Genomic DNA, 13,976 nt, shown 5'->3' on the forward strand with positions numbered 1-13,976 from the left:
TCCCGTAGGGACCATACGGCTGCGGCGGCCCGCGCACTCACGACTACGTCGCTCACGCCTTCACCAACCCCTGCTGCGCGGCGCCGCCCAGCGCCAGGTACACGTCCTCCAGGCTCGGAGTTGCCAGCGTGAAGTCGTCCAGCGCGGCGAAGGCGCTGCCGCCGGTGACGGTGGAGACGACCGCACGCGCCTCCTCGGGGGCGAGCCTGAGCGTCCAGCGGCGCCCGGACTCGGCGGCCCGCTCCTTGAGCGCGGCTACCTCGGGGACGTGCAGCGGCGCCGTCTCGCGCCACACCAGCTCGACCCGGACCTCCCCGGCGACCTGCTCCTTGAGCCCGGCAGGGGTGTCGCAGGCGATGACCCGGCCTCGGTCGAGGACGGCGACCCGGTCGAGGACGGTCTCGGCCTCGATGACGTTGTGAGTGACGAGCAGCACGGTCGTCCCGCGCTCGGCCCGCCGCCGGTCCACGGCCGCCCACACGGCCCGCCGGGCCACGGGGTCCATCCCGGTGGTCGGCTCGTCGAGCACGAGCAGCGGCCGCTCCCCGACCAGCGCGGCGGCGAGGCACGCGAGCCGCCGCTGCCCCCCGGACAGCTTCTTGAGCGGCCGCCCGGCGATCGCCGTCAGGCCCAGCTCCTCGAGTACGGCGTCCCGCTCGTCCCGCGCCTGCCGCGCCTGAAGGCCACGCAGCCGCCCGGTCGTCTCGGCGGCCAGCGACACGGTCAGCTCGTCGAGCGCGCTGGACTCCTGTCCCAGGTAGGCGAGGATCCGCGCGGCCCGCTCCGGGTGCCGCACGATGTCGTGGCCGAGGATCTCGACCCGCCCGGAGTCGGGTCGCATCAGCCCGGTCAGCTGCCGGACGAGGGTGGACTTGCCGGCCCCGTTCGGGCCGAGGAGACCGAAGATCTCGCCCCGGCGGATGTCCAGCCGTACGTCGTCGGTGGCCCGTACCGCGGGCGCCCCCGGCACACCCCGGCGCGCCCGCATCGCCGGATAGGTCTTGGTCAGCCCGCGCACCGCGCACACGACATCCCCACCGTGCCGAAGTGCCTGTGCCGCGCGCGTACTCACAACACACGAGGGTACGGGGTCCGCGGCGTCCGGCCGCTCCCGGGTCGCCCCATAACGGCACATCCACCGGTAAGGAACTACTCCCCGGCAGGCGCGTGCTCCGCGGCCGTCCGTACGTCGATCTCCCGCCAGAACCCGGCCCGGATCGCGTACCGGTCGTGCTCGTCGATCTGGTCGTCCTTGTGGGCGAGCAGCCCGAAGCGGGCGGCGTAGCGCAGCAGCTCCCCGTCGACGCGGTGCGGGACCCGCGGGTACATCCCGGACAGCTTCTGCAGATGGCTCTGGTCGCCCAGCCGCTCCATCCACCGCCGCGCGAACACCTGCCCGACCTCGAAGGGATCGCCGCCGACCGTGGTGATGTCCTCCTCCCGGTCGGCCCACCGCTGCTCGGCCGTGGTCAGCTGTGCCAGCGTCGGCATCGAGGCGGCTTCGGGGGCCTCCGCGACGGGCCGGTCCACCCAGCCCTTGTCGGAGGACCAGCGCAGGGTCGCGTTGGCGGGATGCTGGGCGGGCTGCACTCCGGGGGCACGCAGTGCGGCCAGGTCCTTGGGGGTGGGCACTCCCTTGGACGCGGGGACCCGCTCCTGCGTGCCGTTCTCCGAGGCTGCGGCCGGGGCGTGCTCGACCTCCTCGGAGGTCCGCTCGCGCCCCTGGCCGAGCGAGGAGTCGGGCAGCGGCGCGGAGAGGATCGCGGCGATCTCGGGCCGGGGCACCGGCGACGGCGCGCACACTCCGCCGAGGTCCTTGGCGCGTACGGCCTTGGTGATCCACGTACGGTCCAGGACACGCCGCTCGTCCGCCTCGGCGACCAGGTCCTCGGACTGGTTGTAGTCACCGTCGGCCGCCTGAACGGCCCACAGGTGTACGGCGACGCCGTGCTCCTTGGCGGCCATCATGCCCGGCAGTAGATCGCCGTCGCCGGTGACGAGGACGATGTCGGAACAGGCGCGGTTGCGGGCCAGCTCGGTCAGCTCGGCGTGCATGGCGGCGTCGACGCCCTTCTGGGCCCAGCGTCCGTCGCTGCGGGTCAGGGCGCCCAGCCGGACGGTGACCCGGGGCATCACGCGCAGCCGGCGGTGCTCGGGCTGCGGGACGCGGTCGGGGGCGCCGTCGAACCAGTAGATGCGCAGCAACGGCCGCTCGGTGTCGGACTCGGCGCGTTCACGCAGGGCCTGGATGAGGGCGGTGTGATCGACGGTGATGCGGGAGCGTGACGGCTCACCGGCGAGGAGACTGGCGGCGGCCCCCAGCAGATACCCGGCGTCCACCAGGACGATGCAGCGGTCCACGCGTTCCACCCTCTTTCCGGGAGGTTTGCTTCGGGCTTCCTTCGAGTCTGCCCGACTGCGCGGGGGTTAACGGCCCGAACTCGATCTTCGGCGTGGCGTTTCGGGGCGGACCTCGCACCCTCGCGCTCCGACAAGCCCTGTAACAGACGGTAATTATCCGAAATGCGCTCGTTGTCAGCCTATGTGAATCTGGTCCCGGCCCTGGCCCCTAGATCCCCCACAGGAGGCAGAACCATGGCCAAGAACAAGAAGCAGAACCGTAAGCAGCCGCAGTCCGAGCGCGGACAGCAGCAGGCCCAGGAGACCTCGATGGAGGCACAGGCCGAGCAGCGTGCCACGCAGATCACCCCGGGCGACATGCCCCGCAAGGGCCGGCAGAAGAGCTTCGGTCACAACTGACATCTGAATAAAGGGTTGTTGAGACCCAGGCACAGCCGAGGGGCGCACCCCGTGCAGGGTGCGCCCCTCGCGCATGTCCGGGTGCCCGGCCTCAGCCGGCCAGGCAGGACGGGCCGAGCAGCACCTTCAGGTCGCCGAACAACGCCGGGTCGGGCTTGACCCGGTGGCGGTCGAGGCGCAGGACGGTCGTCCTGGTCGGGCCCTGCAGCCTGATCCGGACCTCGCTGTCGCCCCGGTGGTGGCTGAGGATCTCACCGAGGCGGCTGACCATCGGCGGGGTGACCCGGGTGGCCGGGATGGTGAGGATCACGGGCGCGTTGGTGCCCGCGTTCGACAGGTCCGGCACCTGGAGTTCCATCGCCACCAGCCGCGGCACGTCCTCGCGCTTGTCGAGGCGGCCCTTGACGAACACGACCGCGTCCTCGACGAGTTGGGTCGACACCAGCTGGTAGGTCGCCGGGAAGAACATGCACTCGATGGAGCCGGCGAGGTCCTCGACCGTGGCGATCGCCCAGGCGTTGCCCTGCTTGGTCATCTTGCGCTGCAGGCCCGAGATGATGCCGCCGATGGTGACGACCGCGCCGTCCGCGTGCTCGCCTCCGGTGAGCTGGGAGATGCCCGCGTCGGCCTTGTCGGACAGCACGTGCTCCAGACCGAAGAGCGGGTGGTCGGAGACGTACAGACCGAGCATCTCCCGCTCCTGGGCGAGCAGATAGGCCTTTTCCCACTCGTCGGTGGTGAACTCGACGTCGAGTCCGAAGCCGGGCTCGCTGCTCTCCTCCTCGCCCATCCCGCCGAAGAGGTCGAACTGGCCCTCGGCCTCCTTGCGCTTGACCGCGACCACGTTGTCGATCATCGGCTCGAAGTGCGCGGTGAGGCCCTTGCGGGTGTGGCCCATGGTGTCGAAGGCGCCCGCCTTGATCAGCGACTCCGTGGTGCGCTTGTTGCAGGCGACCGCCTCGACCTTGTCGAGGTAGTCGGGGAAGGAGGCGTACTTCCCCTTGGCCTTGCGGCTCTTGATGATCGACTCGACCACGTTCGTGCCGACGTTGCGGACGGCCTCCAGACCGAAGAGGATCACGTCGTCACCCTGCGCGGCGAAGTTGTGCACCGACTCGTTGACGTTCGGCGGGAGCACCTTGATGCCCATGCGGCGGCACTCGTTGAGGTAGATCGCCGACTTGTCCTTGTCGTCCTTGACGGACGTCAGCAGGGCGGCCATGTACTCGGCCGGGTAGTTGGCCTTGAGGTACGCGGTCCAGTACGAGACCAGGCCGTACGCGGCCGAGTGCGCCTTGTTGAACGCGTAGCCGGCGAAGGGGACCAGCACGTCCCACAGGGCCTGGATCGCCTCGTCGCTGAAGCCCTTCTTCTGGGCGCCGGCCTGGAAGAGGACGAAGTTCTTGGCCAGTTCGTCGGGCTTCTTCTTGCCCATCACGCGGCGCAGGATGTCGGCCTCGCCGAGCGAGTAGCCGGCGATGATCTGGGCGGCCTTCTGCACCTGCTCCTGGTAGACGATCAGGCCGTAGGTGACCGCGAGGACCTCTTCGAGCGGCTCCTCCAGCTCCTTGTGGATCGGGGTGATCTCCTGGAGCTTGTTCTTGCGCAGCGCGTAGTTCGTGTGCGAGTCCATGCCCATCGGGCCCGGACGGTAGAGCGCCGACACGGCGGAGATGTCTTCGAAGTTGTCGGGCTTCATCAGGCGCAGCAGCGAGCGCATGGGTCCGCCGTCGAACTGGAAGACGCCCAGGGTCTCGCCGCGCTGGAGCAGTTCGAAGGTCGTCGGATCGTCGAGGGGGAGGGCCAGCAGGTCGAGGTCGACGCCCTTGTTGGACTTCACCATCTTGACGGCGTCGTCCATGATCGTCAGGTTGCGCAGGCCGAGGAAGTCCATCTTCAGCAGGCCGAGCGACTCGCACTGGGGGTAGTCCCACTGCGTGATGGTCACGCCGTCCGTGTGGCGCACCCAGACCGGGGCGTGGTCGACGATGGGCTCGCTGGACATGATGACGCCGGCGGCGTGCACGCCCATCTGCCGGACCAGTCCCTCGACACCCTTGGCGGTGTCGATGACCTTCTTGACGTCCGGCTCGTTCTCGTACATCGCCCGGATCTCGCCGGCCTCGCTGTAGCGCGGGTGCGCCGGGTCGGTGATGCCGCTGAGGTCGATGCCCTTGCCGAGGACGTCGGCGGGCATCGCCTTGGTGAGGCGGTCGCCCATCGCGTACGGGTAGCCCAGCACGCGCGCGGAGTCCTTGATGGCGTTCTTCGCCTTGATCTTGCCGTAGGTGCCGATCATGGCGACCTTGTCGGCGCCGTACTTCTCCGTCACGTACCTGATGACCTCGACGCGCCGACGCTCGTCGAAGTCGATGTCGACGTCGGGCATGGAGACGCGCTCGGGGTTGAGGAACCGCTCGAAGATCAGACCGTGCGGGATCGGGTCGAGGTCGGTGATGCCCATGGCGTACGCGACGATCGAACCGGCCGCGGAGCCACGCCCGGGGCCGACCGCGATGCCCTGCTTCTTGGCCCACATGATGAAGTCGGCGACCACGAGGAAGTATCCCGGGAACCCCATCTGGATGATGACGTCCATCTCGTACTCGGCCTGCTTCTGGCGGTCGTCGGGGATACCGCCGGGGAAGCGGCGCTCCATGCCGCGGCGGACCTCCTCCTGGAACCAGGTGACCTCGGTGAAGCCGTCGGGGATGTCGAACTTCGGCATGAGGTTCTTGGCCTCGAACATCCCGGCGGTGTCGACCTGTTCGGCCACCAGGAGGGTGTTGCGGCAGCCTTCCTGCCAGGCGTCCGAGGAGTCGATGGCGTACATCTCGTCCGTGGACTTCAGGTAGTAGCCGGTGCCGTCGAAGCGGAAGCGGTCCGGGTCGGAGAGGTTCTTGCCGGTCTGGATGCACAGCAGGGCGTCGTGCGCGACCGACTCGTGCGCGTACGTGTAGTGCGAGTCGTTGGTGACCAGCGGCGGGATGCCGAGCTTCTTGCCGATCGCCAGGAGGCCGTCACGGACCCGGTGCTCGATGTCGATGCCGTGGTCCATCAGCTCCAGGAAGTACCGGTCCTTGCCGAAGATGTCCTGGTAGTCGGCGGCAGCCTTCAGGGCCTCCTCCTCCTGACCGAGGCGCAGCCGGGTCTGCACCTCGCCGGAGGGGCAGCCGGTGGAGGCGATCAGGCCCTCGGACCACTGGGAGATGGTCTCCTTGTCCATACGGGGCCACTTCTGCAGCCAGCCCTCGGCGTACGCGTCCGAGGAGAGCCGGAAGAGGTTGTGCAGACCCGTCGCGTTCGCCGCCCAGATCGTCTTGTGGGTGTAACCACCGGAACCGGAGACGTCGTCGCGCTTCTGGTGCGGCTGGCCCCACTGGATCTTGCGCTTGTTGCGCCGCGACTCGGGGGCGACATACGCCTCGATCCCGATGATCGGGGTGACTCCGGCCTTCTTCGCGGAGTGGAAGAAATCGTACGCACCATGGAGGTTGCCGTGGTCGGACATGGCGATGTGGGTCATGCCCATCTCGTTGCACGCGTCGAACATGTCCTTCAGCCGCGCGGCACCGTCCAGCAGCGAGTACTGGGTGTGGACGTGCAGGTGCGTGAACGGCGGCTTTGACACGGCGTGGCCTCCATGGAAAACACTCGGCGACAGGCGGGCGGCCAGTCTGGGGGACAGCGTCGAAGTCTATGCCTCGGCACTGACACTCCGGGGGCTCCCCCGCGTACCTTCACTGCGAGGATCGCGGGCACTTCCGCGCACCCTCGCCCGTTGGAAACCACAGAAACGCCGTCGTACACATCCAGGCACCAGGAGGCACCCCGCGATGTCGGTACCCGAGCTCAACGACGAGCAGCGCGGCGAGGAGATCCTCACCGTCTTCGACACCGCCTTCGGCCGGCTCCTGGCCGCCGACCCCGCCGCGTTCCGCGTGAAGTTCCGCAAGATGGCGGCCTCCGCGTTCGCGTTCTACCGGGGCACGGCGTGCCTCTTCTACCACGACCTCACCGCGAACTCCCAGTTCGGTTCGAAGCGGGGCGGACCGTACCTGGACGAGCGCACCTCGCGCGTGTGGATCCACGGCGACCTGCACGCGGAGAACTTCGGCACGTACATGGACTCCAACGGCCGCCTGGTCTTCAACGTCAACGACTTCGACGAGGCGTACGTCGGCCCCTTCACCTGGGACCTCAAGCGCTTCTCCGCCTCCATCGCCCTCGTCGGGTACGCGAAGGCGCTCGGTGACGACCAGATCACCGAGCTGGTCGAGGTGTACGCGGGCGCGTACCGCGAGCGCATCCACGCCCTGGCGACCGGCGCCAAGAGCGACGAGGTGCCGCCGTTCACCCTGGACACCGCCCAGGGCCCGCTGCTGGACGCCCTGCGCGACGCCCGCTCCCTGACCCGTTTCGAGCTGCTGGACTCGATGACGGAGATCCGCGACTTCGAGCGCCGCTTCGCCCCCGGCGGCGGCTCCATCGAGTTGGACGCGGCGACCCGCTACAAGGTCCTGGCGGCCTTCGACGGCTACCTGGAGACCCTTCCGGACGCCTCGCTGGACCGCCCGGACTCGTACCGCGTGAAGGACGTGGTCGGCCGCCGCGGCATCGGCATCGGCTCGGCCGGTCTCCCGTCGTACAACATCCTTCTTGAGGGCCACAGCGACGCCCTGGAGAACGATGTGGTGATCTACATCAAGCAGGCCCAGACCCCGGCCGTCTCGCGGCACGTCACCGACCCGGCGATCCGGGACTACTTCCAGCACGAGGGCCACCGCACGGTGATCTCGCAGCGCGCCCTGCAGGCGCACGCCGACCCATGGCTGGGCTGGACCGAGCTGGACGGTGCGGGCCAGCTGGTCGCCGAGGTCTCGCCGTACGCGGTCGACCTGGACTGGGGCGACATCGACGACCCGGAGGAGATCGCGGCCGTCGTCGCCGACCTCGGCCGGGCCACGGCCACCATGCACGCAGCGGCGGACGACCAGTCCGGCGAGTCCCTCGTGCCCTTCTCCACCGAGCGGGCCATCGACGCGGCGATCGCCGCCGACGAGGACGGCTTCGCGGGTCTGCTGACCGACTTCGCGCACAGCTACGGCACACGCGCGCGCGGCGACCACCAGATCTTCGTGGACCTGTTCCGCAACGGCCGGATTCCGGGTCTGTGACGGTCGGAGATCTCACAGGGACCTTTTAGGGCTCCCTTAGCAGGGCTCGTGACAGACTCTCCCTCGCTATGGACATATCCGGGACCCGACTCAGAGCGCTTCGCGCGGCGCTGTTCACGGCACTGGTCGTGACGCTCAGCACCGCGTCGCACGTGCTGCTGTCGCAGGTCCCGCTGCCGCTGAACACGGTGGCCGCGGTAGCCGTCACCGTGTTCGTGGTCGCCTTCGCACTGGCCGGCCGCGAGCGCGGTTACGGACCGATCGCCGCCCTGCTGATCCCGCTGGAGCTGGCCGCGGACACGGTCTTCACCACCGGTCAGCACGTCTGTTACGGCCGGGCGGGCGGCCCGGTGGCCGGCGCCCTGCGCTCCGTCGGCTGGGACCTGCTGTGCGGGAGCGACACACAGGTCGGCACTCCGCTGGCGCGGGTGACCCACACGGGCGGCGACCGGCTCGCCGCGCTGCTCGCGCACGCCGACCCGGCCGCCGCCTGGCTGCTGCTCGGCGCGCACATCGGAGTCGGCCTGCTCGCGGCCGCCTGGCTGCGCCGCGGTGAGCGCGCCCTGGCCCAGCTGCTGCGGGCGGTCGGCGCGACAGCGTGGACAGCGGTCCGCCCCCTGCAGCTGGCGGTCAGCGCGGTGACCGTGCGGCCGGCCACGGCGGTGCGGCGCATGTGGCGCCGCCGGCTGCCCTCCGCCGTCGTCCGCGACCGGCTCTTCGTGCACTCCCTGGGACGGCGTGGACCGCCGTGCTCGGTCGCCCTGGTCTGAGCGACACCTCCGAGCACGATCACTCCCCCACACGTATCCCGCGTACGACAGGTGCGCGTCCCACATGGAGAACACCAACATGAGCAAGCGGAACAGCCAGAGCTCGAAGACGGCGGCCCGGGAGCGGCTGCGGCAGGAGCGCGAGCGTCAGGCCAAGCGGGCCAAGGCCAAGCGGCAGATCATCGTGGCCGGCTCGGTCGTCGCCGTCCTCGCGGCGGCCGGCGGCATAGGCTACGCCGTCGTCCAGGCCAACAAGCCCAGCCACTGGGAGGCCGCGAAGGACGACAAGGTGGTCGCGCCGGCCAACACCACGGGCACCGACGGCACCACCGTCGTCATCGGCAAGGCCGACGCCAAGAAGACCCTCAAGGTCTACGAGGACTCCCGCTGCCCGATCTGCGCCCAGTTCGAGCAGACCGTCGGTTCGACCGTGAAGAAGGACATCGACGGCGGCAAGTACAAGATCCAGTACATCGGCGCCACCTTCATCGACAACAAGGACAACGGTGAGGGCTCCAAGAACGCGCTGAGCGCCCTGGGAGCCGCGCTGAACGTCAGCGACGACGCCTTCCTCCAGTACAAGACCGCCCTGTACTCGACCAAGTGGCACCCGGACGAGACCACCGACAAGTTCAAGGACGACAGCTACCTCATCAAGGTCGCCCAGACCGTCCCCGCGCTGAAGAACAACACGAAGTTCCAGGACGCGGTCAAGAAGGGCACCTACGACGCCTGGGCGATGGCCATGTCGAAGACCTTCGACGACAACAAGGACGGCGTGCAGGGCACCCCGAGCTTCGTCATGAACGGCAAGCAGCTCACGACCTCTCCTCCCAACCAGGCGTGGACGGTCGCGGAGTACAACAAGGTCCTGGACGCGGCCCTCAAGGCCTGACTCCGCCAAGGAACTTCACCATCCGCATGAAGAGCGGGCGAACTTTCGGAGTTCGCCCGCTCCCGCGCTTACCGATCAGTAACCTGATCGGTCGTGACCAGTCGATACAGAACGCCCGAGGCATCCCAGGACCTCAACTCCCTCAAGCCCCGCCGCCGTACGGTCGTCAAGGCCGCGGCGGCGACCGCTGTCCTGGCCGGCCCGCTCGCCGCCGCGCTCCCAGCCCGCGCCGCCGCCGAGACCCCTCAGTTCCTGCACGGCGTCGCGTCCGGCGACCCGCTGCCCGACGGCATCCTGCTGTGGACCCGGGTGACTCCCACCACCGAGGCGACACCCGGCTCGGGCCTCGGCCCGGACACCGAGGTCAGCTGGATCGTCGCCAAGGACAAGGCGCTGACGAACATCGTCGCCAAGGGCTCGATCACCGCCACCGCCGCCTCCGACCACACCGTCAAGGCGGACATACGGGGCCTGCAGCCCGCCACCGACTACTGGTTCCGCTTCTCGGCGGGCGGCACCGACTCCCCGGCGGCGCGCACCCGCACCGCGCCGGCGGCGGACGCGGCCGTGTCCGGCCTGCGCTTCGGCGTGGTCTCCTGCGCCAACTGGGAGGGCGGCTACTTCGCCTCGTACCGCCATCTCGCGGCCCGTGGCGACCTGGACGCCTGGCTGCACCTCGGCGACTACATCTACGAGTACAAGTCCGGCGAGTACGCGGCCCGCGGCACGGTCGTCCGCCCGCACGCGCCGGCCAACGAGATCATCACGCTCGCCGACTACCGCACCCGGCACGGCAAGTACAAGACCGACCCGGATCTGCAGGCCCTGCACCACAAGGCGCCGGTCGTCGCGATCTGGGACGACCACGAGTTCGCCGACAACTCCTGGTCCGGCGGCGCCGTCAACCACACCGAGGGCGCCGAGGGCACCTGGACCGACCGCAAGGCGGCCGCCAAGCAGGCCTACTTCGAGTGGATGCCGGTCCGCCCGGCGATCGCGGGCACCACCTACCGCCGGCTGCGCTTCGGCAAGCTCGCCGACCTGTCCCTGCTGGACCTGCGCTCCTTCCGCTCCCAGCAGGCGTCCACGGCGAGCGGTTCGGTCGACGACCCGGACCGTACGATCACCGGACGCGCCCAACTCGACTGGCTGAAGGCCGGGTTGAAAGCCTCCGACACAACCTGGCGACTGGTCGGCAACTCGGTGATGATCTCGCCGTTCGCCGTCGGCTCCCTCTCCGCCGACCTGCTCAAGCCGCTGGCGAAGCTGCTCGGGCTGCCGCAGGAGGGCCTCGCCCTCAACACCGACCAGTGGGACGGCTACACGGACGACCGCCGCGAGCTGCTGGCCCATCTGCGCTCGAACGCGATTCGCAACACCGTCTTCCTCACCGGCGACATCCACATGGCCTGGGCCAACGACGTGCCCGTGGACGCCGGTACGTACCCGCTGTCGGCCTCCGCCGCCACGGAGTTCGTGGTCACCTCGGTGACCTCCGACAACCTCGACGACATCGTGAAGGTCCCCGAGGGCACGGTCTCCGCGATCGCCTCGCCGATCATCCGCGCCGCCAACCGGCACGTCCACTGGGTCGACACCGACCGCCACGGCTACGGCGTCCTCGACATCACAGCCGACCGGGCGCAGATGGACTACTACGTCCTGTCCGACCGCACGAAGGCCGACGCGACGTCCTCCTGGGCCCGTTCGTACCGCACGCGCACCGGCACGCAGAAGGTCGAGCGGACCTACGACCCCGTATAGCCCTCGTCTACAGGCTGTCGAGGAAGCCGAGTGCCACCCGCCAGGTGGCCTCGGCGGCCTCCCCGTCGTAGTCCGGCAGCCCGGGGTCGGTGTAGATGTGGCCGGCACCCGCGTATCTGTACACCTCTACCTCGGCGCCCGCCCTGCCCATCTGCAGATACCAGGCGGTCAGCCAGTCGTCCGTCTCGAACGGGTCCGGCTCGGCGACATGCAGCTGGACCGGCAGGTCGTCCACCGAGGCGTTCGACGCGATGTCCGAGGTGCCGTGCAGGAGCAGCAGCCCGCGGGCCTTCTCGTCGCCGAGTGCGAGGGTCTGCGCGATGGAGGCGCCGAGCGAGAACCCGGCGTACACAAGGCCCCGCTCCGAGTACGGCGCGGCGGCCAGGACGGCTCTCCTGAGCAGTTCGTCCTTGCCGATCTCGTCCTTGAATGCCATGCCCTCCTCGACCGTCTCGAACGTACGCCCGTCGAAGAGGTCCGGTGTCCAGACCTCGTGCCCGGCGCCGCGCAGCCGGTCCGCGGCCTCGCGCACCGCGGGCCTGAGGCCGTTGGTCGAGTGAAAGAGCATGATGTTCATGAGGCCATGGTGCCAGCCGGTACTGACAACGCCGTTCGGCGCCCGTACCCCTTGCGCGCCCGAAGTCACATGTTCATGACCCCCTCGGGCCGGTTACGTTCGGAGGCATGGAGAACATACTCCGCCCGCTGATCGTGATCGGCGGCTCGGTCGTGATCACACTGCTCATCGGCTGGGCCACCGATCTACTGCTTCGCAAGGTCGACCAACGGCACAGCGAGACGCCCCTGTGGGGCCTGCTGCGCCGCGCCCGCGTGCCCTACCAGCTCGTGCTGTGCGCGGCGATGCTGAGAGGGTCCTACGACCAGGCGCAGCTGACCGAGGAGCACAGGGTCGGCGTCGGCCAGGTGCTGACGCTGGTACTGATCGGCTCCACGGCCTGGTTGGTGGTGCGGATCGCGGCCGCCATCGTCGAGTCGACGTACACCCGCTACGCGCGCATCCACCACGACGCCGCCCGGGTCCGCCGGGTGCGCACCCAGGTGTCACTGATCATGCGCGTGGTGACGGCGGTCGTCGGTGTGGTGGCGGTGTCCGCGATGCTGCTGACGTTCCCGGCGATGCGCGCGGCCGGCGCCTCGCTGCTGGCCTCGGCCGGCATCCTCGGCATCGTCGCCGGTGTCGCCGCCCAGTCCACGCTCAGCAACATGTTCGCGGGGCTGCAGATCGCCTTCGGCGACATGGTGCGCCTGGGCGACACGGTCGTGGTGGACGGCGAGTGGGGCACGGTCGAGGAGATCACGCTGACGTTCCTGACCGTACGGACGTGGGACGAGCGCCGGATCACCATGCCGGTGTCGTACTTCACCTCCAAGCCGTTCGAGAACTGGTCGCGCGGCACGCCGCAGATGACCGGCATCGTCTACTGGCACCTCGACCACTCGGCGCCGGTGGAGCAGATGCGCGAGAAGCTCCGCGACATCCTGCGCGAGTGCCCGGCCTGGGACGGCCGCGACTACGGCCTGGCCGTCACCGACACCACCCCGAACACCATGCAGGTGCGGGCCCTGGTGACGGCCAAGGACGCGGACGACATCTGGACGGTGCGGGTCACGGTGCGCGAGCAGATGGTCCGGTGGCTGTGCGAGCGGCACCCGTACGCCCTGCCCCGGGTCAACACGGCGGACGCGTCTCTGCCCACCGGCCGGCGCTCGCCCGCCGGCTTCTCCGACGGCGCGGCCCGCCGCGCGCACGAGCCGCCCCGGACGGGTCGCGGCTGAGGGCCCGCGCCGAGACCGTACGAGGTCTCAGTGGCCGCGCTCCGCACCCCCGTTGACCTGGACGACCTGCGAGGTGACATGCCCCGCGGCCGGTGAGGCGAGCCAGTGCAGGGTCGCGGCCACGTCGCCGGGGGTGCCGGCGCGCTTGTTCAGGGTGTCCCCCACGAGCCGCTCACGCCGCTCGGGGGCGATCCGCGGCCCGAAGAACTCGGTGTCCTCGATGTACCCGGGCGCGACGACGTTCGCGGTGATCCCGCGCGGTCCGAGCTCCCGGGCGAGGTCATGCGCGTACGGGTGCAACGCGGCCTTGGCTCCCGCGTACGCCCCGCTGCCGGACCCCCGGTAGGCGGCGATGGAGCTGACGAACAGCACCCGTCCGCCCGGCGTGGCCAGCCGGTCCTTGAGGGCCTCCGTGAGCAGCGCGGCGGTCAGGGTGTTGATCCGGAAGTTGACGGTCCAGTCGTGCGCGACCCGGTCGAGCGGATCGGCGCTGTCCGACGCGGGCTCCAGCCGCCCGGTGCCTCCGGCGGAGTGGATCAGCACGTCCACGGCCCCGAACTCCCGCTCCACGTGGTCGGCGACCCCCCGTACCGCTGCCGGATCACTCAGATCGGCCGCGTACGTCGAGGCCCCGGGCACCGCGGCCTCGTCGAGCACCTCCGCGCGCCGCCCGAGCAGCAGGACACGGTCCCCGTCCGCCGCGAACACCTGCGCCGCCGCGAGTCCAATGCCCGTACCGCCACCGCTGATTACGACATTACGAGTCATGATCCGACCCTACGCACCGAGAGCCGCCGAACGCGAAAGATCCGG

11 protein-coding genes are annotated in these 13,976 nt (G+C 69.7%); 6 read left to right on the forward strand and 5 right to left on the reverse strand.

Annotated features, from left to right (window positions below):
• Positions 1 to 52 precede the first annotated feature (52 nt).
• Together OG870_RS12310 and OG870_RS12315 are read right to left on the reverse strand one after the other, a co-directional pair.
• The gene (locus OG870_RS12310; RefSeq protein ID WP_266588473.1) at positions 53 to 1,027 is read right to left on the reverse strand and encodes an ABC transporter ATP-binding protein; all 975 of its coding nucleotides are present in this window, start codon (positions 1,025 to 1,027) and stop codon (positions 53 to 55) included.
• A gap of 122 nt (positions 1,028 to 1,149) precedes the next feature.
• Complete coding sequence (locus OG870_RS12315; RefSeq protein ID WP_266585363.1) at positions 1,150 to 2,361, reverse strand: NYN domain-containing protein; 1,212 nt, start codon at positions 2,359 to 2,361, stop codon at positions 1,150 to 1,152.
• A 234-nt stretch (positions 2,362 to 2,595) separates the two neighbouring features.
• On the opposite strand from OG870_RS12315, the gene OG870_RS12320 reads away from it, so the two are divergent.
• Entirely contained in the window at positions 2,596 to 2,760 is a 165-nt protein-coding gene (locus OG870_RS12320) for a hypothetical protein (protein WP_266512647.1), read from the forward strand.
• Positions 2,761 to 2,851: 91 nt separating this feature from the next.
• Here OG870_RS12320 and dnaE read toward each other — a convergent pair whose 3' ends face one another.
• A complete protein-coding gene (dnaE, locus tag OG870_RS12325; RefSeq protein WP_266585361.1) occupies positions 2,852 to 6,391 on the reverse strand; it encodes a DNA polymerase III subunit alpha in 3,540 nt (1,179 codons plus the stop codon).
• A 205-nt stretch (positions 6,392 to 6,596) separates the two neighbouring features.
• Between dnaE and OG870_RS12330 the strand changes: the two genes are divergently transcribed.
• From OG870_RS12330 to OG870_RS12345, 4 genes are all read left to right on the forward strand, one after another.
• Complete coding sequence (locus OG870_RS12330; RefSeq protein WP_266512653.1) at positions 6,597 to 7,937, forward strand: DUF2252 domain-containing protein; 1,341 nt, start codon at positions 6,597 to 6,599, stop codon at positions 7,935 to 7,937.
• Between the two features lie 68 nt (positions 7,938 to 8,005).
• Positions 8,006 to 8,707 (forward strand): hypothetical protein, encoded by a 702-nt coding sequence (locus tag OG870_RS12335; protein WP_266512656.1) that lies wholly within the window; start codon positions 8,006 to 8,008, stop codon positions 8,705 to 8,707.
• Between the two features lie 79 nt (positions 8,708 to 8,786).
• Positions 8,787 to 9,602, forward strand: a complete 816-nt coding sequence (locus tag OG870_RS12340; protein ID WP_266512658.1) for a thioredoxin domain-containing protein — start codon at positions 8,787 to 8,789, stop codon at positions 9,600 to 9,602.
• Between the two features lie 93 nt (positions 9,603 to 9,695).
• Positions 9,696 to 11,366 (forward strand): alkaline phosphatase D family protein, encoded by a 1,671-nt coding sequence (locus tag OG870_RS12345; protein ID WP_266512660.1) that lies wholly within the window; start codon positions 9,696 to 9,698, stop codon positions 11,364 to 11,366.
• Between the two features lie 7 nt (positions 11,367 to 11,373).
• Here the strand turns inward: OG870_RS12345 and OG870_RS12350 are convergent, their stop codons facing one another.
• Positions 11,374 to 11,943: a dienelactone hydrolase family protein gene (locus OG870_RS12350; RefSeq protein ID WP_266512662.1), complete on the reverse strand. Its 570-nt coding sequence runs from the start codon at positions 11,941 to 11,943 to the stop codon at positions 11,374 to 11,376.
• A gap of 107 nt (positions 11,944 to 12,050) precedes the next feature.
• On the opposite strand from OG870_RS12350, the gene OG870_RS12355 reads away from it, so the two are divergent.
• Positions 12,051 to 13,163, forward strand: a complete 1,113-nt coding sequence (locus OG870_RS12355) for a mechanosensitive ion channel family protein (protein ID WP_266512664.1) — start codon at positions 12,051 to 12,053, stop codon at positions 13,161 to 13,163.
• 27 nt (positions 13,164 to 13,190) lie between these two features.
• Here the strand turns inward: OG870_RS12355 and OG870_RS12360 are convergent, their stop codons facing one another.
• Positions 13,191 to 13,931 (reverse strand): SDR family NAD(P)-dependent oxidoreductase, encoded by a 741-nt coding sequence (locus tag OG870_RS12360; protein WP_266512666.1) that lies wholly within the window; start codon positions 13,929 to 13,931, stop codon positions 13,191 to 13,193.
• Positions 13,932 to 13,976 lie beyond the last annotated feature (45 nt).

Origin of the sequence: Streptomyces sp. NBC_00461 (assembly GCF_036013935.1) — a bacterium.
Classification (GTDB): Bacteria; Actinomycetota; Actinomycetes; order Streptomycetales; family Streptomycetaceae; genus Streptomyces.

What these genes read in the sequence shown, in the direction of transcription:
- OG870_RS12355 (WP_266512664.1), top strand. Translation starts at nt 12,051, where the DNA reads ATGGAGAACATACTCCGCCCGCTGATCGTGATCGGCGGCTCGGTCGTG.
- OG870_RS12330 (WP_266512653.1), top strand. Translation starts at nt 6,597, where the DNA reads ATGTCGGTACCCGAGCTCAACGACGAGCAGCGCGGCGAGGAGATCCTC.
- OG870_RS12360 (WP_266512666.1), bottom strand. Translation starts at nt 13,931, where the DNA reads ATGACTCGTAATGTCGTAATCAGCGGTGGCGGTACGGGCATTGGACTC.
- OG870_RS12335 (WP_266512656.1), top strand. Translation starts at nt 8,006, where the DNA reads ATGGACATATCCGGGACCCGACTCAGAGCGCTTCGCGCGGCGCTGTTC.
- OG870_RS12320 (WP_266512647.1), top strand. Translation starts at nt 2,596, where the DNA reads ATGGCCAAGAACAAGAAGCAGAACCGTAAGCAGCCGCAGTCCGAGCGC.
- OG870_RS12340 (WP_266512658.1), top strand. Translation starts at nt 8,787, where the DNA reads ATGAGCAAGCGGAACAGCCAGAGCTCGAAGACGGCGGCCCGGGAGCGG.
- OG870_RS12350 (WP_266512662.1), bottom strand. Translation starts at nt 11,943, where the DNA reads ATGAACATCATGCTCTTTCACTCGACCAACGGCCTCAGGCCCGCGGTG.